Source organism: Azospirillum oleiclasticum (assembly GCF_013423485.1).
GTDB lineage: Bacteria > Pseudomonadota > Alphaproteobacteria > Azospirillales > Azospirillaceae > Azospirillum > Azospirillum oleiclasticum.
In genome coordinates this window covers 1-21,184 of sequence record NZ_JABFFR010000049.1, presented here as the reverse complement: position 1 = coordinate 21,184, position 21,184 = coordinate 1, and the positions used below count along the sequence as shown (strand labels likewise).

Below are 21,184 nucleotides of genomic sequence, written 5' to 3'. Positions count from 1 at the left end.
CAGAGTCCGGCGCGGACCATAGCGCGTTTCCAGAATTCGGCATTATCATTTTGTGCGTATGCCAATGAGGCGCGATGCCGCAGCGGCACCGTGCCACGCGGCCGTCGCGACCATCGGCGGTCTTGACGGTCCCCGGCGGCTTGGGCATCAAGGCGGCCCCGGTGCGGCGCCCGCGCCGGCCGATCCTTCCCGAGAACAGAGGCCAGGACCAGCATGCGCGCCTTCGACGGCCAGCATTCCGACCGCGTCGCCATCAAGCGCACCCGCGAGCAGAAGGAGGTGCAGCTCCGCCAGCTCCGCGAGCAGTTCGCCGCGCTGAAGTCGCACGCCGCCCCCGCCATCCGCGAATCGATGGGCAAGCGGATCGCCGAGCTGGAGGCGGAGCTGGCCGGTCCGGCCCGCCGGCGCCCCTGACCGCGCGTCGCGTTCCATGACCGCCACGCCCGACACCCCGACCCCGCCGCCATCCCGCGCCCGCTTCCGCATCGCCGACCAGGCGTGGCTGCTGCTGATGCTGCCGCCGCTGTTCTGGGCCGGCAACGCCGTGCTCGGCCGCGCGGTGGCGGGGGAGGTGCCGCCGGTGGGGCTGGCCTTCTGGCGCTGGGCGGTGGGCACGGCGGTGCTGCTGCCCTTCGCGTGGCGGCCCCTGCTGGCCGACCGCGGGGTGCTGCTGGCGCACTGGCGCATCCTGCTGCTGCTGACCGTGGTCGGCATCAGCCTGTTCAACACCTTGATGTATCTGGGGCTGGAATCGACCACGGCGGTCAACGCGGTGATGCTGCAGACCGCCATGCCCGTGCTGATCGTGCTGATGAGCTTCGCCTTCTTCCGCGACCGGGTGACCGCGGCCCAGGCGCTGGGCATCCTGGTGTCGATCGCCGGCGCCCTGGTGCTGATCGCGCACGGCGACCTGGCGATGCTGCTGGGGCTGGGGTTCAACGCGGGCGACCTGTTCGTGCTGCTGGCGGTGATCAGCTACGCCGCCTACACGGCCCTGCTGCGGCGCCGGCCCAAGGTGCACCCGCTCAGCTTCATCGCCACCATCTTCGGGCTGGGGGCGCTGACCCTGCTGCCCTTCTACCTGCTGGAGACGGCGTCGGGGCGGCCCATGCCGCTGACGGCGCAGGCGCTGCTGTCGGTCGGCTACGTCTCGCTGTTCGCCTCGATCCTGTCCTACCTCTGCTACAACCGGGTGGTGTTGCTGCTGGGCGCCAACACGGCGGGGCTGTCCATCCACCTCGTCCCGGTCTTCGGCAGCCTGCTCGCCATCGCCTTCCTCGGCGAATCGCTGCACTGGTACCACGCGGTGGGCATCGCGCTGATCGCCGGGGGGATCGTGCTGGCGACGCGGCGGCGGGCAGGGGCGTAGCGCCCCCGCCCCCCAACCATCACCCCACATACCCCAACTGCCGCGGCACCCACAGCGCCAGCTCGGGGAAGACCACCACCAGGGCCAGCGCGCCGAGCATGGCGCCCACCATCCACAGCACCCAGCCGACGGTCGATTCCATGGCGATGCCGGCGACCCGGCAGGTCACCATCAGGTTCACCGCCATGGGCGGGGTGAACTGGCCGATGGCGAGGTTCATGGTGATCATCACGCCGAACCACACCGGATCCCAGTGGAAGGCGGCCATGATCGGGGTCAGCAGCGGCAGCAGGATCAGGAAGATCGACACCGCGTCCAGCAGCATGCCCAGCCCCAGCAGCGCGATGTTGAGCAGCAGCAGGATCAGCACCTCGTTGCCGGTGGCGTGCACGGCGGCGTCGGCCACCGCGTCGAAGGCGCCCATGGTGCTGCCGGCCCAGGCGAAGACGCTGGACAGCGCGATGATCAGCAGCACCACCGCCGACATCTCCGCCGCGTCGGCCAGCACGTCGAACAGCGCCCGCAGGGTGAGGGTGCGGTAGACGACGGTGCCGACCAGCAGCCCGTAGAACACCGCCACCGCCGCCGCCTCGGTGGGGGTGAAGGCGCCGGTGCGCAGGCCGCCCAGGATGATGACCGGGGCCAGCAGCCCCCACACCGCCTGCCGCAGGCTCCGCCAGAAGGGCGGGCGCGGGCCGGTGTCGGCCAGCCCGAAGCCGTGGCGGCGCGACAGCCACACCACCGGGGCCAGCAGCGACAGCCCGGCCAGGATGCCGGGGATCAGCCCGGCGGCGAACAGCGCCGGGACCGACGCCTGCGGCACCATCACGCTGTAGATGATGAAGGCGACCGAGGGCGGGATCAGGATGGCGGTCGCGGCGGCGGCGGCGATCACGCTGGCGGAGAAGGCGCGGGGGTAGCCGGCCTTCGCCATGCTGGGGATCATCACCGTGGCGACCGCCGCGGCGTCCGCCGGGCCGGAGCCGGAGATGCCGCCCATCACCATGCAGACGAGAACCGCCACCACCGCCAGCCCGCCGTTGCGGGCGCCGACGATGGCGGACGCGAAGGTGACGAGCTGCTTCGCCACCCCCGCCCGCTCGAAGATCAGCCCGGCCAGGATGAAGACGGGGATGGCGAGCAGCGGGTATTTGGCGATGCCGGCGTAGACGTTGGTCGGCACCGACAGGATGCCGAGGTTGGCCTCCATGATCGACAGGGTGCCGGCCAGCCCCAGCGCCACCGCCAGGGGTGCGCCCAGCAGCATCAGCGCCAGGAAGCCCAGGAACAGGATCGACGGGGCCATCAGCGGTTCCCCCGCAGCGCATCGACGATGCGCCCGACCACCCGCAGCGCCACCACCACCGACAGGGCCGGCATCCACACCGTGTAGAGCCATTGCGGGTTGCCGAGCGCCGGCGAGGTCTCCTCGAACCGCCACTGGTCGTAGGTCAGCCGCCCGCCGTACCAGGCGAGGAAGCCGAACATGACGAGAGCCGCCGTCCACACCACGGTTTCCGTCACCCGCCTTACGGAGCGGGGCAGGCGGTCGACCAGAAAGGTGATGCGGATGTGCCGGTCGGCCGCCACCGCCACCGAGGCGCCGAAGAAGGTCATCACCACCATCAGGAAGATCGAGTATTCCTCGGTGAAGGCGAAGGATACGTCGGTCAGGTAGCGCACCGCCACGTTGGCGAAGCTGATCACGCACAGCCCCGCCATGGCGAGCGCCGCCGCCGCGCGCTCGATGGTCACGGGGACGCGGGTCTTGGGCGGGGCCGTCTCCAGCCCGGCTTCCAGCAGGTCGCTGCTCATCGGATTTCAGCTCGTCGGAAAGGCGAAACCCCCTCCCCGGCGGGGAGGGGGCGGAAGGCTCACTTGCGCTTGGCGATGCTGTCCTCGGCCGTCTTCACCAGGTCGGGGCCGATGGTCTTGGCCCATTTGTCGAAGACGGGGCGGGTGGCGGTCTGGAAGGCCTTCTGCTGCTCCGGCGTCAGCTTCACGACCTCGACGCCCTGGGCCTGGATGTCCTTCAGCACGGAATCGTCGCCGCCGGCGATGCCCTTGCGGGCGAGCGCGATCTGCTCCTGCGCGGCCTGGAGGGCTGCGGCGCGCACGCCTTCCTGATCCTCCTTGGACCAGGATTCCCAGACCTCCTTGTTGACCACGAAGATCAGCGGGTCGGCGACGTAGCCCCACAGCGTCAGGTTCTTCTGGGCCAGCGTCGGCAGCTTGGCGGCGACGAACACCGACAGCGGGTTCTCCTGCCCGTCCACCGCACCGGTGGACAGCGCCGGCTGGGCGTCGGCCCAGCTCATCTGGGTGGGGTTGGCGCCGAGTGCGGTGAAGGTGTCGAGGAACAGCGGCGAACCCACCACGCGGACCTTCAGCCCCTTCAGGTCGTCCGGCGTGCGCACCGGCCGCTTGGAGTTGGACAGCTCGCGGAAGCCGTTCTCGCCCCAGGCCAGCGGCACCACGTCCTTGGTCGCCAGCAGATCGAAGAGCTGCTTGCCCACCGGCCCCTGCGTCAGCGCGTCGATGGCGGCGTAGTCCGGCATCAGGAAGGGCAGGGAGAAGAGGTTCAGCTCCTTCACCTGCGGCGACCAGTTGATGGTGGAGCCGACCGCCATGTCGATCACGCCCTGGCGCAGCGCGGTGAATTCCTTGGTCTGGTCGCCGTTCACCAGCGAGGTGCCGGGGTACATCTTCACGGTGATGCGCCCGCCGGTCTTCTCCTTCACCAGCTCCGCCCAGCGGTCGCCGCCGATGCCCCACGGGAACGGCTTGCCGAGCACGGTGGAGAGCTTGTATTCGGCCTTGTAGGCCGCCTCCGCGGCACCGGGCAGCACGAGGGCCGCGAGGGCCAGCCCGGCCAGCAGCGTCTTGAAGCTCTTCATGATCTTTCCTCCCTGGTCTTTCTCGGGAACGATTGAGGCGGCGATGGTACAAAGGCGCGCAGCATCCTACCACGCGGATTTTACCCATCGGCCATGCGGCCGGTGTCCGCAAGTCCTGGCGGTGGCCCTGGCGGTGGCCGCGCTGTGGCTGTGCACCCCGGTGGACGCGGCGACGCTGGGCGCCGACCCCACGGAGTGCGAGATCCAGGCGGCCCTGCTTGGCCGCGCCGGCCCCGGCTGCCCGCCGCCCGCCCCTCCCGTGGCGGCCCCCGTCCCGCTTCCCGCGGCCCCGACCGCGGCCCCGGTTCCGGCCCCGCCGCGCCCGGCGGTGACCGCCGCACCCTCCGCGCCGGCGACCCCGCCACCGGCCGCCACGCCGGCACCCCCGGCCCCGCTGGCCGCCAGCTTCCTGATCCGGTTCGATTTCGCCTCGGCCCGCATCCGGCCGGAGTCGCGGGCGGTGCTCGACCGGGTGGCGGCGGTGATGAAGGCGTCCGACGCGCTGGCCGTCCGCTTCCGCATCGTCGGCCACACCGACGCCCGCGGCACCCCGGCGTCCAACCTCGCCCTGTCGCGCCGGCGGGCGGACGCGGTGCGCGATTATCTCACCGCCCGCCACACCATCGACGCCGCCCGGCTGGAGACCGAAGGCGCTGGCGAAACCCGCCTCGCCGACCCCGCCCACCCCGACGCCGCGGCGAACCGCCGGGTGGAGATCGTCAACCTCGGCCCATAGCGGCCGCACCCGGATGCCGCCATGCCCGCCATCCCACCCGCAAGCAAAGGAGCCCGCTTCCGCTCCCTGATCTGGCTGATGCCGGCGTCCTTCGCGCCGCACATTCTGGAGGAGTTCGCCGCCGGCTTCCCCGGCTGGGTGACGGACACGCTGGGCAGCCCGATGAGCGCCGGCGGCTTCCTCCTCAACAACGCCGTCTTCATGGTGATCCTGCTGGGGCTGACCGCCTGGGCGTGGCGGCGGCCGTCACCGCTGCCGGCCTTCCTGCTGCTGTGCTGGGCGAGCGGCAACCTGTTCTGGAACTTCGTCTTCCATCTGGTGACGACGGTGGTCTACGGCCGCTACTCGCCGGGGTTGGTCACAGCGTTCCTCCTCTATGTCCCGGTGTCCGTCGCCGTCGGCCGTGCGGCGCTGCGCGAACGGGTGCTGCCGCCGGCGGCCTTCGCCGCCGCGACGGCGGTCGGGGCTGCGCTGATGCTGCTGGTGATCTGGGGCGGGCTGTTCGGGTTCGGCCACTGAGCCGCAGCGGGCACCGCGGCGGCGGCGGAAATACTCCTTTCGGCATAATGCCTTTCGGGGTAGTTTCCGGTGGTACCGGGTGGTACCGAACGCCCCGGCCGTCCGTATGGGGCCACCGCAACGAAGGACAGGAGGATTCGCAGTGAAGACCATCGCTCTCACCATCATCACGGCCGGCGTGCTGCTGACCGGCGGCATCGCGCTTGCCGACGACAACGCGAAGTGGGTCGCGCAGTGCCTGAAGGACAACGAGGGCGCCAAGGTGTCGGAAGCGGTCGTGCGCGCCTATTGCGTCTGCATGAACAACAAGATGGACGACAACGAGACGCGCAGCATCACCCAGTGGGAAAAGGCCAACCCCGAGGCCCGCAAGGCCTGCGAAAAGGCGGCCGGCTGGGAGTGATCGCCCGTCCGGTGGCGCGGTCGGCGGAGCCCCGCCGCCCGTCGCCGGGGCTCAACGCTCCGGTTCCGGCTTCATGCCAGCGTCCTTCAGCGCGTGCATCAGCGCCAGCACCACGGTGCTGATGTCGGGAAAGGACAGCGCCACGGCGCGGCGCTCCTCATCGATGCGCACGACGGTGGCGGCCTGCCGCCCGCCGGCACCCGGCAGCTCGTCGCAGGCGAGGTCAAGCCGCAGCCGGTCGCCGGGGCTCCATCCCAGCTCGTCGCGGTAGGGCTCGACCAGCAGCCCGCGGGTGGACCAGTTGACGGTGGTGAATCGCACCCCGTTCACCATCACCGTCAGCACCGGGTCCATGTAGCGGATCGCGCGCCGGTGTTCGACGCCGTCCGGCGGCTTGGCGCAGGTGTCGTGCTGTTCCAACCGGCGCTTGGCGGCCTGCTTGGTGCGGTCGTCCACCCCGTCGCGGGTGGTCAGCAGCACCGCCTGCACGCGGCGCTCCACCCCATGGCGGAAATCCTCGCCGGCGCCGAATCGGATGGCCTTGGCGAAATGCTCCTTGGCCTTGGTCAGCCGCTCGTTGCGGCCCTTCTCGTCGCCGGCGTGGGCGAGCCGCTCCGCTTCCACCAGCCGCAGATCCACGCACAGGCAATGGGAATCCCGCTGGACGGCCTTGGTGGTCTCGCGGAACTCCGTGGCGCGCTGGCTGGGAAACTCCTTCTCCTTCAGCAGGGCGGCCATCGCCTCGGCCATGGCGTCCACGCGGTCGGCGTCACCGCCCTGCGCCACCAGGCGCATGTTGCGCAGCGCCGTCTCCGCCTTGCGCAGCAAGGCGTCGATCAGCTTCCGGCGCTGCTCGGCGTCCATCACCGTCATGGTGCGCGCCCTCCGCGGGGCGGATTCTCCGCACCCCCATTCGTATGGTAACAAAATCCGCGTGGCCGGGGAAGACGGGCGCTGCCGTTCAACCGCCGTTCAGCCGCCGGTCAGGCGATGACGATCATGCCGTGAAGGTCACGTCCAGGAACATCATCACCACCAGCCCCACCATCAGGCCGGAGGTGGCGAGCTGCTCGTGCCCCTTGCGGTGGGTCTCGGGGATGATCTCGTTGGAGATGACGAACAGCATGGCCCCGGCGGCGAAGCCCAGCGCCACCGGCAGCAGCGATCCCGACAGCGTGACCGCCCCGACCCCCAGCAGCGCCCCCAGCGGTTCCACCATGCCGGTGGCGAGCGCGATGCCCACCGCGGCCAGCCGGCCATAGCCCAGCCCGGCCAGCGCCGTCGCCACCGCCAGCCCTTCCGGCATGTTCTGCAGGCCGATGGCCGTAGCCAGCGTCCAGCCGTGGCTGTCGTCCGCCCCGCCGAAGCCGACGCCGACCGCCAGCCCCTCCGGCACGTTGTGGATGGTGATCGCCAGCACGAACAGCCAGATGCGGCGGATGCGCGCCGTCACCTCCGGGTCCTGGTCGCTGCCGGTGACGAAATGCTCGTGCGGGACATAGCGGTTCATCGCCCACAGGGCGGCGGCACCCAGCAGGATGCCGATGATCACCAGACCGACCGCCGGCGCCCCCTTGCCGACGAGCTCCGCCGCCGCGTCGATGCCCGGCAGGATCAGCGAGAAGAAGGAGGCGGCCAGCATCACCCCGGCGGCGAAGCCCAGCAGCGTGTCGCCCAGCCGCTCCGACGGCCGCCCGAACGCCAGCATCGGCAGCGCACCCAGGCCGGTCGCGGCACCCGCCGCGGCGCTCGCCATCACCCCCGTCAGGATCGTGCCGTCCATGCCGTCAATTCCCCATCACGCGTGGGGAGAACCTAGCACGGGCGATCCGGGGTTCAACCGGCGGCGGAGCGGTCGGGGTCGAGCGTGAACAGCTCCTGCGGGCGGCCCACCCCACGCAGCAGGTAGCGGCCGACGGAGATCAGCCGCTCCCCGCATGCCGGTGCGGCCGCGGCGAAGGCGGAGGAGACCAGCACATCCTGGTCCAGCGAGCGGCACATGGCGGCGATGCGGCTGGCCTCGTTCACCGCCGGGCCGACCACGGTGAAGTCCAGCCGGTCGGCGCTGCCGATGTTGCCGTAGAACACCTCGCCCACGTGCAGGCCCAGGTAGAAGCGGGTGACCGGCGCGCCATCGGCCTTGCGCCGCGCGTTCACCACCTGGCAGCGTGCCCGCGCGTCCACCGCCGCGTCGAGTGCGGCGGTGCAGGCGGCCCCGCCCTCGTCCAGCGGGAAGATGGCGAGGATGCCGTCGCCGATGAACTTCAGCACCTCGCCGCCGTTGCCGCGGATGGCACTGACCAGCGCGTCGGCGTAGTCGTTCAGCATGGGGATGACGGTCGCCGGGTCGGCGGTGTCGGTGATCTTGGTGAAGCCCTGGAGGTCGCTGAACCACAGCACGGCGCGGATCGTCTCCGCCACGCCGCGGCGGATCTGGCCGCGCAGCACCCGCTCCCCGGCGTCGCGGCCGAGATAGGTTTCCACCAGCGTGCGGGCGATGCGCACCATGCCGCGGTTGTGGATGGCGACCGCCAGCGTCGCCACCAGCGGCCCCAGCGCCGCCACCTGGTCGTCGGTGAAGCCGCCGGGTTCCCGCGTGGTGAAGGAGGAGAAGACGCAATCCAGGTCGCCGACCACCGCGTCGGCGCCGAGATGGTGCAGCAGGCAGACGTAATCGGTGCAGCCGCCGTCCTGCAGCTCGTCCAGCTTGGGGAACTCGCCCCGCGCGTAGCTGTCGTCGAGCCGGCGCCGCAGCAGCGTGCCCCGCTCGTTGTAGAGGAGGAAGAAGGGGCTGCGCTCCCAATTGTCGGGGTTGTGATCCTCGGTGCGGTAGTCGGTCAGCTCGGCGTCGGTGCCGTCCATCCAGGTGACCACATGGCCGGCGATCACCGGGTGCAGCGTGTCGGTGCCGATGATCGCCCGCCAGACCGGAAGGCCGGCCTGCTTGAGCTGTTCGCAGAAACCGCTGAGCAGCGCCGACTCGTCGGCACCGCCGAGAGCCGCGGTGTTGATCCATTTCAGCAGGGCGACGAGGCGGTGTTTTTCCATGCGGCGACATTATAGGGCGGGAAGGGGGTGTAGACCAGATGCGCCGGAGGCTACCCGCGCAGCCCTGGGAACAATGGCGTACCGCCGCCGTCACAATGCGGGTGTTCTTGACAGTCGGCCGGTTGCGCATTCAGCGTTACAGTTATGTTGCAGTTGGACGGAGCGCCGGATGGCTGTCGCCTTTCTGCTGTTCATCACCGCCTGTGTCGGGCCGCTCGACCGCAGCTGCGGCTACAAATCGGTCGAACTGCCCTTCGCGTCGCCCCAGCATTGCGAGCGTTTCGGCCACATGGAAGCCGGCCGGATCGCCGCTTTCCTGGATGGGACGCTGTCCAGCGTCGAGGTGAATTGCCGGGTCAAGTCGGACAACACCGCCGACCGCGGGCCCGCGGCGTCGTTGACCGTCCTGTCCGACCGCTGACACCCCCAAGGGCCCGTCACCGGTCGCCCGCCGCCTCACACCGCGCGGCTGTGCTTGCCCGCACCGGTGGCGAGGTAGGTGTCGAAGCGGGCGGCGACGATGCGCATCAGCGGGCGGGCGGGTTCCGGCACGCTGACGCGGCGGCCCTCCACCACGGCCACCCCGTCGGCGGCGAGGTCCGCCATCCCGGACAGCACGTCGTCGAAGGCGTCGGCCCGTGCCCCGAAGCGGGCGGCGACGGCGGCGACATCGACCGTCAGGTCGCACATCAGCCGCTCGATGACGGCGCGGCGCAGCCGGTCGTCGTCGGTCAGCCGCAGCCCCTTGGCGGTGGCCAGCCGGCCGGCGGCGATGGCGTCGGCGTAATGGTCGAAGGGCACGGCGTTCTGCACATAGCCCTGCGGCAGCGCGCCGATGGAGGACGCGCCGAAGCCCAGCAGCACCTCGGCGTCGTCGGTGGTGTAGCCCTGGAAGTTGCGGGCCAGCCGCCCCTCGGCCTGGAGCACCGCCAGCTCGTCGTCGGCGCGGGCGAAATGGTCGAGCCCGACGGCGCGGTAGCCGGCCCCGGTCAGCGCCGCGGCGATGGCGGCGAACTGGTCCCAGCGGCCCTGGCCGTCGGCCAGCTCCGACTCGACGATCTTCTTCTGGTGGGTCTTCATCCACGGCACATGGGCGTAGCCGAACACCGAGAAGCGGTCGGCGCCCAGCCCCACCGCGGTCTCGGCGGAGCGGGTGACGCTCTCCACGCTCTGGCGGGGCAGGCCGTACATCAGGTCGAGGTTGATGTGGGTGATGCCGGCTCCGCGCAGCCAGTCCAGCGAGCGCTGCGTCACCGCAAGCGGCTGCACGCGGTTGATCGCCTCCTGCACCGCGGGGTCGAAATCCTGAACGCCGAGGGACGCGCGGTTGACCCCGGCCCGGCCCAGCGCCGCCGCCATCTCCGCGGTCAGGGTGCGGGGGTCGATCTCCACCGCGATCTCGGCGCCGGGCACGAGGTCGAAGCGCTCGCGCAGCAGGGCGATCAGCGATTCGAAATCGGCGGGGGCCAGCATGGTCGGGGTGCCGCCGCCGAAATGCACGTGGCGCACGGCCAGCCGGTGCGGGATGGCGTCGGCCACCATCGCCACCTCGCGCCGCATCAGCTCCAGATACTCGGCGACCGGCTGGTAGCGGGCGACGATCTTGGTGTGGCAGCCGCAATACCAGCACATGCGCTTGCAGAAGGGCACATGCAGGTACAGCGACCCCGCCTGCGCCGGCGTCAGCTCGCCCAGCCAGCCGCGGTAGGCGTCCGCCGCGACGTTGGGCGAGAAATGCGGGGAGGTCGGGTAGCTGGTGTAGCGCGGCACCCGCAGCCCGTCGTACCTGGCGAGCAGGGAGGGGGCCAGCAGGGACGGGGCGGCGGCGGGGGAGGAGAGGATGTCGCTCATGCCCGGCACGCTAACGCGCCGGCTGCCGCATCCTCCATGATCCACGTCAAGCGGCGTGTTGTCTCACCCGGCTTCGGGAGCGGTCACCGCCCGGCGCGGGCCAGCCGGTCCTCCAGATGCTCGTGCAGCAGGTCGAGGTTGCGGCGGTTGGCCTTGAAGGCGATGTCGAAGATGGTGCCGAGCACGGGGATGGAGCCGACCGCCCAGTCCAGCCCGACGTTGCCGATCATGCGGGCGACCAGGGATTTGGGCAGGCCGAAGCGGGCCGCCTCCCACACGATGTAGGCGGAGACCAGCGCGGTCGCGCTGTCGCCGACCACGGGAGCGATGCTGGCGATGCCGTCCAGCCCGATCGGGATGCGGGTGCCGGGGATGCGCCAGCGCGAATCCATCAGGCGCGTCAGCCGGCGCAGCCGTTCCAGCCGTTCCAGGTCGATGCCGTGGTCGGCGCCGGTGTCCGGACCGGGCATCGGCCGGTCCAGCGGCGGGGTGGCGAGGCCCGGGCGTCCGGTGTGGGGGCGTCCGGTGTGGGTGCGGGTGGTGGCCATCGGGATCGTCCTCGGGGGCGCGGGCGGCACGGTCGGTACAGGATCAACCCCGCGCCCCGGTGCCCGGTTCCACGCTCCGTCCGGCCTATCGCGTCGGTCGTGGGCGCGACGGTCGGAGGCGGGGCGTGGTCGGAACTTCGGTCGCGGTCCTGTATCATACTCACATGTTCAGCCGTACGGACACAGTCAACCGGCCGATGGAGCCGGCCGCCGCCTTGCGGCCGATGCGGCCATGGCCAGGACGGCGTAGCCCGCCAGCGCCGACGCGATCGAGCCCACCAGCACCCCCAGCCGCACCTCCACCGTGTAGAGCGGATCGGTGAAGGCGAGGTTGCCGATGAACAGGCTCATGGTGAAGCCGATGCCGGTCAGCAGCGACACACCGTAGAACTGCATCCAGGTCGTCCCCTCCGGCAGGGCGGCCATGCGGGTCCGCACCGCCAGCCAGGTCGCCAGCATCACCCCCACCTGCTTGCCCAGGAACAGGCCCAGCGCGATGCCGAGCGGGATCGGTTCGAGCAGGATGGCCGGGGTGATGCCGTCCAGCGGCACCCCGGCGTTGGCCAGCGCGAAGACCGGCACGATCAGGAAGGCGACCCACGGGTGCAGGGCGTGCTCCAGCCGGTGCAGCGGCGACGGTGCGCCGGGGCCGGGGCTCGTCTCCTTGGTCCGCAATGGGATGGCGAAGGCCAGCACCACCCCGGCCAGCGTGGCGTGCACGCCCGATTTCAGCACGGCGACCCACAGCACCAGCCCCAGCAGCATGTAGGGGGTGAGGCTGCGGGTGCCCATGATGTTCAGCCAGGCCAGCCCGAGGGCGGCCATCGCCGCCACCCCCAGCGCCGCCGGCGCCAGATGGTGGGTGTAGAAGGCGGCGATGATCACGATGGCGCCCAGATCGTCCATGATCGCCAGCGCCAGCAGGAAGATCCGCAGCGCGGTGGGCACCCGTGGCCCCAGCAGGGCCAGCACGCCGACCGCGAAGGCGATGTCGGTGGCGGCCGGGATCGCCCAGCCGCGCAACGTCTCGGGGTTGTCCATGTTGAACAGGATGTAGACCAGGGCCGGCACCGCCATGCCGCCGATGGCGGCGATGCCGGGCAGCATGGCGCGCTCGCGGCTGGACAGCTCGCCCACCAGGACCTCGCGCTTGATCTCCAGCCCGACCAGCAGGAAGAACACCGCCATCAGGCCGTCGTTGATCCACAGGATCAGCCCCTTCTCGATCCCGAAGCCGCCGACATGCACGCCCACGGGGGTGACGAGCAGCGTCTGGTACAGGGGGGCCGCCGCGGAGTTCGCCCACACCAGCGCCACCACCGACGCCGCCATCAGCATCAGCCCGGCCGAAGCCTCGTTGTGGAGGAAATCGCGTATGGCGGACAATTTCATCAGGGGACTCCGGTCTGTGGTCGTCGTGTCGGTCGGGCAATGGCTGGTCTTGTCGCAATGTTCATTGCACGCAGTAAACATTGCGACAATCAAGCGCAGGCCACTGTGCACGCGAAATGTTGAAGCCAGTACGACTCTATACCACTATTCTCCGAAAGGTTGCTCGGGCCTATGGCGGATCCCCCAGCTGGTATGGGCCGCCTGCCATAGTCCCAATTCTCGTCTGGTCATTCCGGTTCCGCGGCGCCATGACGGTGCCACGAAACGGGACGTCCGGCGAGCGGGCGTCGCGAAGAACGGCAGCCCGGACAACAAGGAAGGGGAGGAAACATGCGAACCCTGTATTGCGCCTGCTGCGGACGGCCGTTCCACCGCACCTCGCCGCGCGGCCCGGCGCCGCTCTACTGCTCGGCCGACTGCCGCGCCCAGATGCAGGTGCGCCGCCGCGTCTGGAGCGCGGCCGACCGTCTCGTCGACCGTAAGGCCGACCGCCGCGTCCGCGCGTTGCCCGCCCCGGCGTGAGGGAGGCGGATGTCCGCCGGCACTACTCGGCGGCGGGCTTCGGGGGTGCGTAGCCGATCATGGTGGGCAGCCGCTCGCTCATCTCCGCCACGCGGCCTTCCAGCCGGCCGAAGTCGCGGGCGGTCGGCATGCCGGTGATGCGGCCGTCGATCCGGGCGACCTCGACGCGCAGACCGGCGATCTGATCCGACTGTCGTTCCATCCGATCCGCCTGCCGCCGCTGCTCGGCCAGGATGTCGGTGGCCATGCGCAGCAGCAGGTCCGGCTTGCCCAGGATGTCGCTGTTGGTCATGCGCCGTGGCTCCGCCGACGGTGGTCCGGGTGATGACATCTTTTTGTACAACCGTGTGTTCATGACGCTCAATCCGTGGCTCCGGCGTGGCCTTGACCGCGCCGTTCCTGTTGTGGAACATAAAGGGAACATCATCAGCCGGGACCGGAGACCGCCCCCAATGTCCACCCCCACACCCGCCCGGCTTGCGGAGCTGCGCGCCACCATCCGCCGTCTGGAAGGGGTGGGGGCGGGGGGCGGGCGGGTGCTGCCGCTGGGGGTTCCGGCGGTCGATGGGGCGCTGCCGGACGGCGGCCTGCCCATGGGCTGCCTGCACGAGCTGGCAGCGTCCGACCCCGGCGCCGGCACCGCCTTCGCCGCGGCGCTGGGCGCCCGTCTGGCGGAGCGGACGGGGGGGCCGGTGCTGTGGATCCTGGGCGGGCGCGACCTGCACGCGGCCGGGCTGGCCGCCTATGGCCTGACGCCGGACCGGCTGATCGCCGTGCGCGCCACCCGCACCGCCGACCTTCTGTGGGCGATGGAGGAGGCGCTGCGCTGCCGCGGTCTTGCCGCCGTGCTGGGGGAGGCGGCGGCCCTCGACCTCACCGCCAGCCGGCGGCTCCAGCTCGCCGCGGAGGCGGGCGGGGTGACCGGGCTGCTGCTGCGGCTGGACCCGCGCCACGCCCCGGCCGGCACCGCCGTCACCCGCTGGCGCATCGCCGCCGCCCCCAGCGAGGCGTCGGCGGAGGATGGGCCCGGCGTCGGGCCGGAGCGCTGGCGGGTGGAGCTGCTGCGTTGCCGCGGCGGCCGGCCGGGGGCCTGGACCCTGGAATGGCGCGGCCCCGGCTGGTCCGGCCCCGACTCGTCCAGCCCCGACTCGTCCAGCCCCGACTCGTCCAGGACATCGGAGGCGGCCGTACGCGCGTATGCGCTGGCCCATGTGGCGTGAGGGCATGGCGCGACCGGAGCTTTTTTCCGTCTCTGGAATCCAACGGATTACTCAGTTATGGTCGGTCGTGCCGACCTTCGGTGATGCCCGCCCGACCGGAATGGACCGCCCCATGCGCCATCTGCTGATCGCCTGTCTCGCTCTCCTTCTGGCCGCGGCGCCCGTGGCCGCGTACGCCCAGAGCGCACCGCCGCCCGCCGTCGGCGTGCCGGCGCCGCCCGAGTCGAAGCCCTTCGACTATTTCCCCCTGGTCATCGGGGCCGGCGCCATCGCCGGCGTCGTCGGCTTCAACCTGCTGGCGCTCGGCGTCGGCGCCCTGCCGGGCGGCATGGCCTACGCCACCCCCGCCGGTGCGGCCGCCGCCGTGATGGTGCCGGCCGAAATGTCGGTGGCGATGAGCCGGGTCTATGCGACGACCGCGGCGGTCGCCGGCGGCCTGCTCGCCTATTACCTCTACGCCCCCTGAGGAGGCCGCCATGCGCAAGGCCGCTGCCGTCGTCCTGTCCGCTTCGCTCGCCCTGGCTCCGCTGGCCGCCCATGCCCAGACCGCGACGCCGACCGCCCCGACCACCCCCCAGGTGGCGGAGGAGGCGGCCGTGCCCGCCAAGTCCTCCGGGGTCGATCCGCGCCTGCTGGTGGCCGGTGCCGGTGCCGTGATGGGCATCCTCGCCTTCAACATCCTGTCCGCCCCGCTCGGCACCGTGCCGCTGGCTGGTGCTGCGCTGGCCCCGGTGCCGGTGGACATCGCGCTGGGCAGCCGGCTGATCGCCGCCATGTCCGGTGCCGCGGGCGCCGCCGCCGCCGCGGTGGCCTGGGACCAGGCCACCGGCGAGCAGCATGATTATGGCCGCATCCTGGCCCTGTCGGCGGGCGCGCTGGGCGGTGTCGCGATCGGCAACATGCTCTACGGCCCGCTCGGCACGCTGCCCTACTACGCCGGGTCCGGCGTCGCGGCCGGGGAGGGGGCGGGCCTCGCCTCCTCCGCGGCGCAGGCGGCGAGCCGGGTGTACGTCATCGCGTCCGGCGTGCTTGGCGCCTGGGTGGCGGATTACCTGTACGGGGTGAACTGAACCGGGAGGGCGGGCGCGGGTTTCCGCTTCATGAAGGCACCCCCGGCGGGCTAAGGTCGCCCCCCGGAGGATCCGCTTCACGGAAGAAGGCCCGACGCCCGCCATGCCCGAATCGTCAACCGACCGCCCGACGTCCGACCGCCCGACGTCCGCCAACATCTACGCCCTGTTCCGCAGCCGCTTTCCCGCCGACACCGGCCGCCCCTTCATCGAGGTGCCGGACGACCAGCCGGGCGGCCCGCGGGTGTGGAGCTACGCCGACCTCGACGCCGCCACCGGCCGTTACGCCCGCCTGCTCGCCGACCTCGGCGTGCGCAAGGGGGACCGGGTGGCGGTGCAGGTGGAAAAGTCGCCGGAGAGCATCGTCCTCTACCTCGCCACCGTGCGCGCCGGCGGCGTCTATCTGCCGCTGAACCCCGCCTACACCAGGGCGGAGGTGGAGTATTTCCTGACCGACGCCGAGCCGCGCGTCTTCGTCTGCCGGCCGGAGACGGCGGAGACGCTGGCCCCGGTCGCCTCGGCCGCCGGTGTGGCGGCGCTGCTGACGCTGGGGACCCATGGCGACGGCACCCTGCCGGAGCGGGCGGCGGCCGGCGACCCCGCCTTCGACACGGTGCCGGCCGGGCCGGACGACCTCGCCGCCATCCTCTACACCTCCGGCACCACCGGGCGCTCCAAGGGCGCCATGCTCAGCCACCGCAACCTGTCGTCCAACGCGCTGACGCTGCACGCCTATTGGGGCTTCCGGCCGGACGACGTGCTGCTGCACGCGCTGCCCATCTTCCACACGCACGGGCTGTTCGTCGCCACCAACTGCGTGCTGCTGAACGGCGGTGCCATGATCTTCCTGGCGAAGTTCGACGCCGACGCGATGCTGCGCCACCTGCCGCGGGCGACCGTGGTGATGGGGGTCCCCACCTTCTACACCCGCCTGCTGGCCCACCCCGGCCTGACGCGGGAGGCGACGGCGCACGTACGCCTGTTCGTGTCCGGCTCGGCGCCGCTGCTGGCCGACACGCACCGGGAGTTCTCGGCGCGTACGGGCCAGGCGATCCTGGAGCGCTACGGCATGACCGAGACGGGCATGCTGACCTCCAACCCGCTGGACGGCGAGCGCATCCCCGGCACCGTCGGCTTCCCCCTGCCGGAGGTGGAGCTGCGGGTGACCGGCGAGGGCGGGGCGGTGCTGGGCACCGACGAGGTCGGCACCATCGAGGTGCGCGGCCCCAACGTCTTCTCCGGCTACTGGCGCATGCCCGAGAAGACGAAGCAGGAGATCCGCGAGGGCGGCTGGTTCATCACCGGCGATGTCGGCAAGGTGGACGGGCGCGGCTATGTCCACATCGTCGGGCGCGCCAAGGACCTGATCATCTCCGGCGGCTTCAACGTCTACCCCAAGGAGGTGGAGACGGTGATCGACGCCATCCCCGGCGTGTCGGAATCCGCCGTGGTCGGTCTTCCCCATCCCGATTTCGGGGAGGCGGTGGCGGCCGTCGTCCAGCGCCGCGCGGGCTCCGACGCACCAGCCGAGGCGGACGTGGTCGCCGCCTGCAAGGAACAGCTCGCCAACTTCAAGGTGCCCAAGCGCGTGTTCTTCGTGGACGAGCTGCCCCGCAACAGCATGGGCAAGGTCCAGAAGAACCTGCTGCGCGACCGTCACGCCGACGTGTTCGGCCGCGCCTGAGGCGGAGCCTCAGCGAGGTGCCGAGGCGGCAGCCTCAGTAGTTCGTGGCCCAGTCCGGAAGGGGGGAGGAGGCTTCGGCCTCCCCGTCCTCCGGCGGCATGCGCCAGGACGGATCCTCCACATGCAGCGGAAGCTGCCGGGCAAATTCGGCCGACTGCTCGGCGCGGCGCCGTTCCAGTTCGCGGGCGGCCAGATGGGCGGCCAAGGGGGCGGGCAACATGGCAGGCCTCCTTCATCGTTCTCGGAGGGCTTGCCGGCGGCCACCTGGACGCCCGCGTACCCGTTCCGACCTGTGTTCCCAGACTATGCAGGGTCCCAGACTATGTAGGGTCCCAGACCCAGACTATGTAGCAAGATTTGGGCCTGATGTGATCCACGTCAGTTTTCCGCAAATTTCCCAACAACTCATGAATCCGCAACGTGGCGCGACGCGCGGTGGTTCCCACCGCCGCCGTTCGGCGCCATAGTGGCGCCCGCCTGTGGCAAGCCTGCCGCGGGTGACCGTCGGACGAGCGGACCCTGCATCATGACTGCCCAAATCTGCGCCACCTGCCTCAAGCCCGAGCATCTGTGCGTGTGCGACGCGATCGAACCGGTGGACAACCGGGTCTTCGTGCTGATTCTCCAGCACCCGCAGGAGAAGCGGGAGCTCCTGGGTACGGCGCAGATCGCGCATCTCCAGCTCAGGAACTCGGCCGTGCGCATCGGGCTGTCCTGGCCGGGGCTGAAGCGCATCCTGGGCCGTGAGGTCGACCCGCGGCGCTGGGGTGTGCTCTATCTCGGCACCGCCAAGCAGGGGGCCGACCAGGATGCCAAACAGGGTGCCAAGCCGGGGACGAAGCCGGGCGCCAGGCCGGAGCCGGGCGGCGCGGCGCCGAAGCCCCCGCTGGCCGTGGTGGACCGCAACGGCAAGCCGGTGTCCGGCGCCGACGCGGTGCTGGCCGGGCTGGAGGGCATCATCGTGCTTGACGGCACCTGGAGCCAGGCAAAGACGCTGTGGTGGCGCAACCCGTGGCTCATCAAATGCCGCCGCCTGATCCTGCACCCGCCCATGCGCTCGCTCTACGGACAGGCGCGGCGCGAGCCGCGGCGGGAGAGCGTGTCGTCGCTGGAGTCCGCCGCTTTCGTGCTGGCGACGCTGGCGAAGGACCCCGCGCTCTACGACCGGCTGCTGCGCCCCTTCGCCACGCTGCTGACGAGGATCAAGGCCCCCCGCCCGGGCCCGGCGGCCTCGGCTGAGCCACCCGAAGCGGCGGCATCGGCCGACACGGACGGCGCGGAGGCCTGACGCCGGGTCAGGTCAGCCCGAACTCCCGGCGCAGCGTACGGCCGGCGGCTTCCGCGAAACTCCGCAGCGCCGCCTCACCCACACCGTTGCGCGCCGCCGCGGACATGCCGAACAGGGTGATCACCACGAAGTCGGCGATCTCCTCCGCGCGGTCGGGCGCCTCGATCGCAATGAAATCCCGGACGGCGTCGCGGCCCGCCCTCTGGGCGGCGGAGGCCAGCGCGCGGGCGTCGGGGTCCGCGCTGTTGCGCGTCCCGTCGATCACCAGGCAGCCGGCGGCGCCGTTCCGCGTCGGGTAGAGCTGCGCCGCGCGCATCAGCGTGCGCTCCAGCACCTCGGCGGTGCTGCCGCCCTGGGCGCGGGCGTGCAGGAAGACGTTGGCGTCGCCGGTGGCGTAGCGCTCCAGCACGCGCTCGAACAAGCCCGCCTTGTTGCCGAAGGCGGCGTAGAAGCTCGGCGGCTTGATGCCCAGAGCCTCGCTCAGCTCCGCCACCCCCACCGCGTCGTAGCCGCGGGCGTGGAACAGCCCCATCGCCGTCTCGATCGCCCGGTCCACGTCGAAGGTGCGGGGCCGTCCGCGCGCCCCGGAAATTTTTGTAGTCATCGCTAAAAAATTCCCTTGCCGCTGTCCCCGGTCCTGTATATATAGCGGCCACTACAAAACTCCCAATACAAAAACTCAAGGAGCCGGTCATGGCTGGGTTCAGCGACAAGAGCATTCTCGTCCTCGGCGGCAGCCGGGGCATCGGCGCGGCCATCGTCCGGCGTTTCGCCGCGGATGGCGGCACCGTCACCTTCACCTACGCCGGCTCGAAGGACGCCGCCGAGGCGCTGGCCGCCGAGACCGGGGCCAAGGCGCTGCGCGTGGACAGCGCCGACCGCGACGCGCTGGTCGCCGCCGTCGCCGCCCAGGGCCCGCTCGACGTGCTGGTCGCCAACGCCGGCACGGCGATCATCGGCGACCCGCTCACCTTCGAGCCCGACGCCGTCGACCGGATGATCGACATCAACGTCCGGGCGCCCTACCACGCCGCCGTGGAGGCGGCGCGGCGCATGAGGGACGGCGGGCGCATCATCGTCATCGGCTCGGTCAACGGCGACCGCGTGCCGTTCGCCGGGGCGGCGGCCTACGCGCTCACCAAGTCGGCGGTGCAGGGCATGGTGCGTGGGTTGGCGCGCGACTTCGGCGACCGCGGCATCACCGTGAATTCGATCCAGCCGGGGCCGGTCGACACCGACATGAATCCCGCCGACGGGCCGTTCGCGGACCAGATGCGGGGCTTCATGGCGATCAAGCGCTACGCCCATGCCGACGAGGTCGCCGAGCTGACCGCCTTCATCGCTGGCCCGCACGGGGCGATGATCACCGGTTCCATGCAGACCATCGACGGCGGTTTCGGCGCGTGATCGGGTTCCGCGTGTGACTCGGTTCCGCGCGTGAAGGGGGCCGCCCTGCGCCGGACGCGGCGCGGGGCGGCGTGCGTGCACACTGGTGCTGCGCGCTCCTGCGGCCCATCTTGTCGCTGCCATTGACCATCCGCCGGAAGCGAGCCCGCCCATGACCCGTTCCTTCGTCCCCTTCACCGTGACCGTCTGCGGCATCGAGGAGCTGTCCTCCTTCGGCGCGGCGGGGGTGACGCATGTGCTCTCCATCCTCGACCCCGACCACCCCGAGCCCACCGCCTTCGGCGAGTATGGGGAGCATGAGCGGCTGGAGATGCGCTTCCACGACATCATCGAGGAGACGCCGGGCATGGTGGCGCCCACCCGCGCCGATGTGGAGCGCATCCTGGCCTTCGGCCGCGACCTGCTGGCGGAGCCGGCCGGCTGCGGCCATCTGGTGGTGCATTGCCACGCCGGCATCTCCCGCTCCACCGCCTCGCTCACCATGATGCTGGCCCAGGCCAAGCCGGAGCTTCCCGCCGCCGACGCCATGGCCGCCGTGGCCGGCATCCGCCGCAAGGCCTGGCCCAACCTGCGCATGATCGAGTTCGCCGACGAACTGCTCGGCCGCAACGGCGACCTGATCGCCGCCGTCCGCACCCGCCACCGCGCCTACGGCACCGAACGCCCGGAAATGGTCGACTACATGCGCGCCAACGGGCGGGGGCGCGAGGTGGAGGGGCTGTAGAGGCTCACCGGAAGTTCCGTCCATCCGGGAACGCCCGTTCCGGCGGTGGCCGCCGCACCTCGTCGGCCCGCGCGATGGCGCCGTCCAGCACCACCGGTTCGAGCGGCCGGTCGGCGGTCAGGTCGGAGAGGTGGCGGGTCAGGTCGAGCAGACGTTCGACCTTCAGGTGGATGACCGCGCCGTCGCGGCCGGCCTTCTCCACCCGGCCGGTGGCGGCCAGCAGGCGGGCGGTCAGGACGGCGCGACGGTGGCGCTCGAAGATGTCGGGCATGAGGACGAGGTTGGCGACGCCGGTCTCGTCCTCCAGCGTCACGAAGATCACGCCCTTGGCGCTGCCGGGGCGCTGGCGCACCAGCACCAGACCGGCCACGGTCAGCCGCCGCCCGTTGCGCGATGACGCCAGCGCCGCGGCCGGCGCGATGCCGGGGTCCAGCCCGTCGCGCAGCAGCGCCATGGGGTGCGCCTTCAAGGACAGCGACAGGCTGGCGTAGTCCATGACCACCTGC

General features: G+C 71.3%; 27 protein-coding genes. 14 read left to right on the top strand and 13 right to left on the bottom strand.

The window, feature by feature from the left end:
* The first annotated feature begins 213 nt into the window (after nucleotides 1-213).
* Together HL658_RS32460 and HL658_RS32455 are read left to right on the top strand one after the other, a co-directional pair.
* Nucleotides 214-414 carry a hypothetical protein gene (locus HL658_RS32460; protein WP_246338147.1) on the top strand — a complete coding sequence of 67 codons (201 nt, stop codon included), beginning with the start codon at nucleotides 214-216 and terminating at the stop codon, nucleotides 412-414.
* 16 nt (nucleotides 415-430) lie between these two features.
* Nucleotides 431-1,369: a DMT family transporter gene (locus HL658_RS32455; RefSeq protein WP_180285209.1), complete on the top strand. Its 939-nt coding sequence runs from the start codon at nucleotides 431-433 to the stop codon at nucleotides 1,367-1,369.
* Between the two features lie 19 nt (nucleotides 1,370-1,388).
* Here HL658_RS32455 and HL658_RS32450 read toward each other — a convergent pair whose 3' ends face one another.
* Genes HL658_RS32450 through HL658_RS32440 form a run of 3 tightly spaced genes read right to left on the bottom strand, consistent with a single transcriptional unit; the run spans nucleotide 1,389 to nucleotide 4,266 of the window.
* The gene (locus HL658_RS32450; RefSeq protein ID WP_180285210.1) at nucleotides 1,389-2,675 is read right to left on the bottom strand and encodes a TRAP transporter large permease; all 1,287 of its coding nucleotides are present in this window, start codon (nucleotides 2,673-2,675) and stop codon (nucleotides 1,389-1,391) included.
* Nucleotides 2,675-3,184: a TRAP transporter small permease gene (locus tag HL658_RS32445; protein WP_180285211.1), complete on the bottom strand. Its 510-nt coding sequence runs from the start codon at nucleotides 3,182-3,184 to the stop codon at nucleotides 2,675-2,677. Before HL658_RS32445 ends, HL658_RS32450 begins: the two co-directional genes overlap by 1 nt.
* A 59-nt stretch (nucleotides 3,185-3,243) precedes the next feature.
* Entirely contained in the window at nucleotides 3,244-4,266 is a 1,023-nt protein-coding gene (locus HL658_RS32440; protein WP_180285212.1) for a DctP family TRAP transporter solute-binding subunit, read from the bottom strand.
* A gap of 133 nt (nucleotides 4,267-4,399) precedes the next feature.
* On the opposite strand from HL658_RS32440, the gene HL658_RS32435 reads away from it, so the two are divergent.
* The 3 genes from HL658_RS32435 to HL658_RS32425 all read left to right on the top strand — a co-directional run bounded on the left by HL658_RS32435 (nucleotide 4,400) and on the right by HL658_RS32425 (nucleotide 5,924).
* Nucleotides 4,400-5,002: an OmpA family protein gene (locus tag HL658_RS32435; protein WP_343055403.1), complete on the top strand. Its 603-nt coding sequence runs from the start codon at nucleotides 4,400-4,402 to the stop codon at nucleotides 5,000-5,002.
* A 21-nt stretch (nucleotides 5,003-5,023) separates the two neighbouring features.
* Entirely contained in the window at nucleotides 5,024-5,521 is a 498-nt protein-coding gene (locus HL658_RS32430) for an HXXEE domain-containing protein (protein WP_180285214.1), read from the top strand.
* A gap of 142 nt (nucleotides 5,522-5,663) precedes the next feature.
* Nucleotides 5,664-5,924, top strand: coding sequence for a hypothetical protein (locus HL658_RS32425; RefSeq protein ID WP_343055402.1), 261 nt, complete (start codon nucleotides 5,664-5,666; stop codon nucleotides 5,922-5,924).
* A gap of 51 nt (nucleotides 5,925-5,975) precedes the next feature.
* Here the strand turns inward: HL658_RS32425 and HL658_RS32420 are convergent, their stop codons facing one another.
* From HL658_RS32420 to HL658_RS32410, 3 genes are all read right to left on the bottom strand, one after another.
* Nucleotides 5,976-6,797, bottom strand: coding sequence for a hypothetical protein (locus tag HL658_RS32420; protein ID WP_180285215.1), 822 nt, complete (start codon nucleotides 6,795-6,797; stop codon nucleotides 5,976-5,978).
* 124 nt (nucleotides 6,798-6,921) lie between these two features.
* Complete coding sequence (locus HL658_RS32415) at nucleotides 6,922-7,707, bottom strand: ZIP family metal transporter (RefSeq protein ID WP_180285216.1); 786 nt, start codon at nucleotides 7,705-7,707, stop codon at nucleotides 6,922-6,924.
* A 53-nt stretch (nucleotides 7,708-7,760) separates the two neighbouring features.
* Nucleotides 7,761-8,972 carry an adenylate/guanylate cyclase domain-containing protein gene (locus HL658_RS32410; protein ID WP_180285217.1) on the bottom strand — a complete coding sequence of 404 codons (1,212 nt, stop codon included), beginning with the start codon at nucleotides 8,970-8,972 and terminating at the stop codon, nucleotides 7,761-7,763.
* A 169-nt stretch (nucleotides 8,973-9,141) separates the two neighbouring features.
* On the opposite strand from HL658_RS32410, the gene HL658_RS32405 reads away from it, so the two are divergent.
* A complete protein-coding gene (locus HL658_RS32405) occupies nucleotides 9,142-9,393 on the top strand; it encodes a hypothetical protein (RefSeq protein ID WP_180285218.1) in 252 nt (83 codons plus the stop codon).
* Nucleotides 9,394-9,428: 35 nt separating this feature from the next.
* Here the strand turns inward: HL658_RS32405 and hemN are convergent, their stop codons facing one another.
* From hemN to nhaA, 3 genes are all read right to left on the bottom strand, one after another.
* Nucleotides 9,429-10,823: an oxygen-independent coproporphyrinogen III oxidase gene (gene hemN, locus HL658_RS32400; RefSeq protein WP_180285219.1), complete on the bottom strand. Its 1,395-nt coding sequence runs from the start codon at nucleotides 10,821-10,823 to the stop codon at nucleotides 9,429-9,431.
* A gap of 83 nt (nucleotides 10,824-10,906) precedes the next feature.
* On the bottom strand, nucleotides 10,907-11,371 hold the full coding sequence (locus HL658_RS32395) for a DUF4112 domain-containing protein (RefSeq protein ID WP_246338145.1): 465 nt from the start codon (nucleotides 11,369-11,371) through the stop codon (nucleotides 10,907-10,909).
* Nucleotides 11,372-11,557: 186 nt separating this feature from the next.
* Complete coding sequence (gene nhaA, locus HL658_RS32390; protein WP_180285220.1) at nucleotides 11,558-12,763, bottom strand: Na+/H+ antiporter NhaA; 1,206 nt, start codon at nucleotides 12,761-12,763, stop codon at nucleotides 11,558-11,560.
* A gap of 330 nt (nucleotides 12,764-13,093) precedes the next feature.
* Between nhaA and HL658_RS32385 the strand changes: the two genes are divergently transcribed.
* Nucleotides 13,094-13,285 carry a hypothetical protein gene (locus HL658_RS32385; protein WP_180285221.1) on the top strand — a complete coding sequence of 64 codons (192 nt, stop codon included), beginning with the start codon at nucleotides 13,094-13,096 and terminating at the stop codon, nucleotides 13,283-13,285.
* Between the two features lie 22 nt (nucleotides 13,286-13,307).
* Here the strand turns inward: HL658_RS32385 and HL658_RS32380 are convergent, their stop codons facing one another.
* Nucleotides 13,308-13,577, bottom strand: coding sequence for a hypothetical protein (locus HL658_RS32380; RefSeq protein WP_180285222.1), 270 nt, complete (start codon nucleotides 13,575-13,577; stop codon nucleotides 13,308-13,310).
* Nucleotides 13,578-13,737: 160 nt separating this feature from the next.
* Between HL658_RS32380 and HL658_RS32375 the strand changes: the two genes are divergently transcribed.
* The 4 genes from HL658_RS32375 (at nucleotide 13,738) to HL658_RS32360 (ending at nucleotide 17,259) form a co-directional block, all read left to right on the top strand.
* Nucleotides 13,738-14,505, top strand: coding sequence for an ImuA family protein (locus tag HL658_RS32375; protein ID WP_180285223.1), 768 nt, complete (start codon nucleotides 13,738-13,740; stop codon nucleotides 14,503-14,505).
* 112 nt (nucleotides 14,506-14,617) lie between these two features.
* The gene (locus HL658_RS32370; protein ID WP_180285224.1) at nucleotides 14,618-14,971 is read left to right on the top strand and encodes a hypothetical protein; all 354 of its coding nucleotides are present in this window, start codon (nucleotides 14,618-14,620) and stop codon (nucleotides 14,969-14,971) included.
* Between the two features lie 10 nt (nucleotides 14,972-14,981).
* The gene (locus HL658_RS32365; RefSeq protein WP_180285225.1) at nucleotides 14,982-15,575 is read left to right on the top strand and encodes a hypothetical protein; all 594 of its coding nucleotides are present in this window, start codon (nucleotides 14,982-14,984) and stop codon (nucleotides 15,573-15,575) included.
* Nucleotides 15,576-15,678: 103 nt separating this feature from the next.
* Nucleotides 15,679-17,259, top strand: coding sequence for a malonate--CoA ligase (locus tag HL658_RS32360; protein ID WP_180285226.1), 1,581 nt, complete (start codon nucleotides 15,679-15,681; stop codon nucleotides 17,257-17,259).
* A 34-nt stretch (nucleotides 17,260-17,293) separates the two neighbouring features.
* Here the strand turns inward: HL658_RS32360 and HL658_RS32355 are convergent, their stop codons facing one another.
* Nucleotides 17,294-17,479: a hypothetical protein gene (locus HL658_RS32355; RefSeq protein WP_180285227.1), complete on the bottom strand. Its 186-nt coding sequence runs from the start codon at nucleotides 17,477-17,479 to the stop codon at nucleotides 17,294-17,296.
* Between the two features lie 306 nt (nucleotides 17,480-17,785).
* Here HL658_RS32355 and HL658_RS32350 point away from each other — a divergent pair, with 306 nt between their 5' ends.
* Nucleotides 17,786-18,547 carry a tRNA-uridine aminocarboxypropyltransferase gene (locus tag HL658_RS32350; RefSeq protein WP_180285228.1) on the top strand — a complete coding sequence of 254 codons (762 nt, stop codon included), beginning with the start codon at nucleotides 17,786-17,788 and terminating at the stop codon, nucleotides 18,545-18,547.
* Nucleotides 18,548-18,554: 7 nt separating this feature from the next.
* On the opposite strand, the gene HL658_RS32345 is transcribed toward HL658_RS32350, so the two are convergent.
* Nucleotides 18,555-19,151, bottom strand: a complete 597-nt coding sequence (locus tag HL658_RS32345; protein WP_180285229.1) for a TetR/AcrR family transcriptional regulator — start codon at nucleotides 19,149-19,151, stop codon at nucleotides 18,555-18,557.
* Between the two features lie 89 nt (nucleotides 19,152-19,240).
* Between HL658_RS32345 and bdcA the strand changes: the two genes are divergently transcribed.
* Together bdcA and HL658_RS32335 are read left to right on the top strand one after the other, a co-directional pair.
* Nucleotides 19,241-19,954 carry an SDR family oxidoreductase gene (gene bdcA, locus HL658_RS32340; RefSeq protein WP_180285230.1) on the top strand — a complete coding sequence of 238 codons (714 nt, stop codon included), beginning with the start codon at nucleotides 19,241-19,243 and terminating at the stop codon, nucleotides 19,952-19,954.
* A 151-nt stretch (nucleotides 19,955-20,105) separates the two neighbouring features.
* Nucleotides 20,106-20,678, top strand: a complete 573-nt coding sequence (locus HL658_RS32335) for a tyrosine phosphatase family protein (RefSeq protein ID WP_180285231.1) — start codon at nucleotides 20,106-20,108, stop codon at nucleotides 20,676-20,678.
* A 4-nt stretch (nucleotides 20,679-20,682) separates the two neighbouring features.
* Here HL658_RS32335 and HL658_RS32330 read toward each other — a convergent pair.
* On the bottom strand, nucleotides 20,683-21,184 hold a 502-nt coding region (locus tag HL658_RS32330; RefSeq protein ID WP_343055401.1), incomplete at its 5' end, for an OB-fold nucleic acid binding domain-containing protein.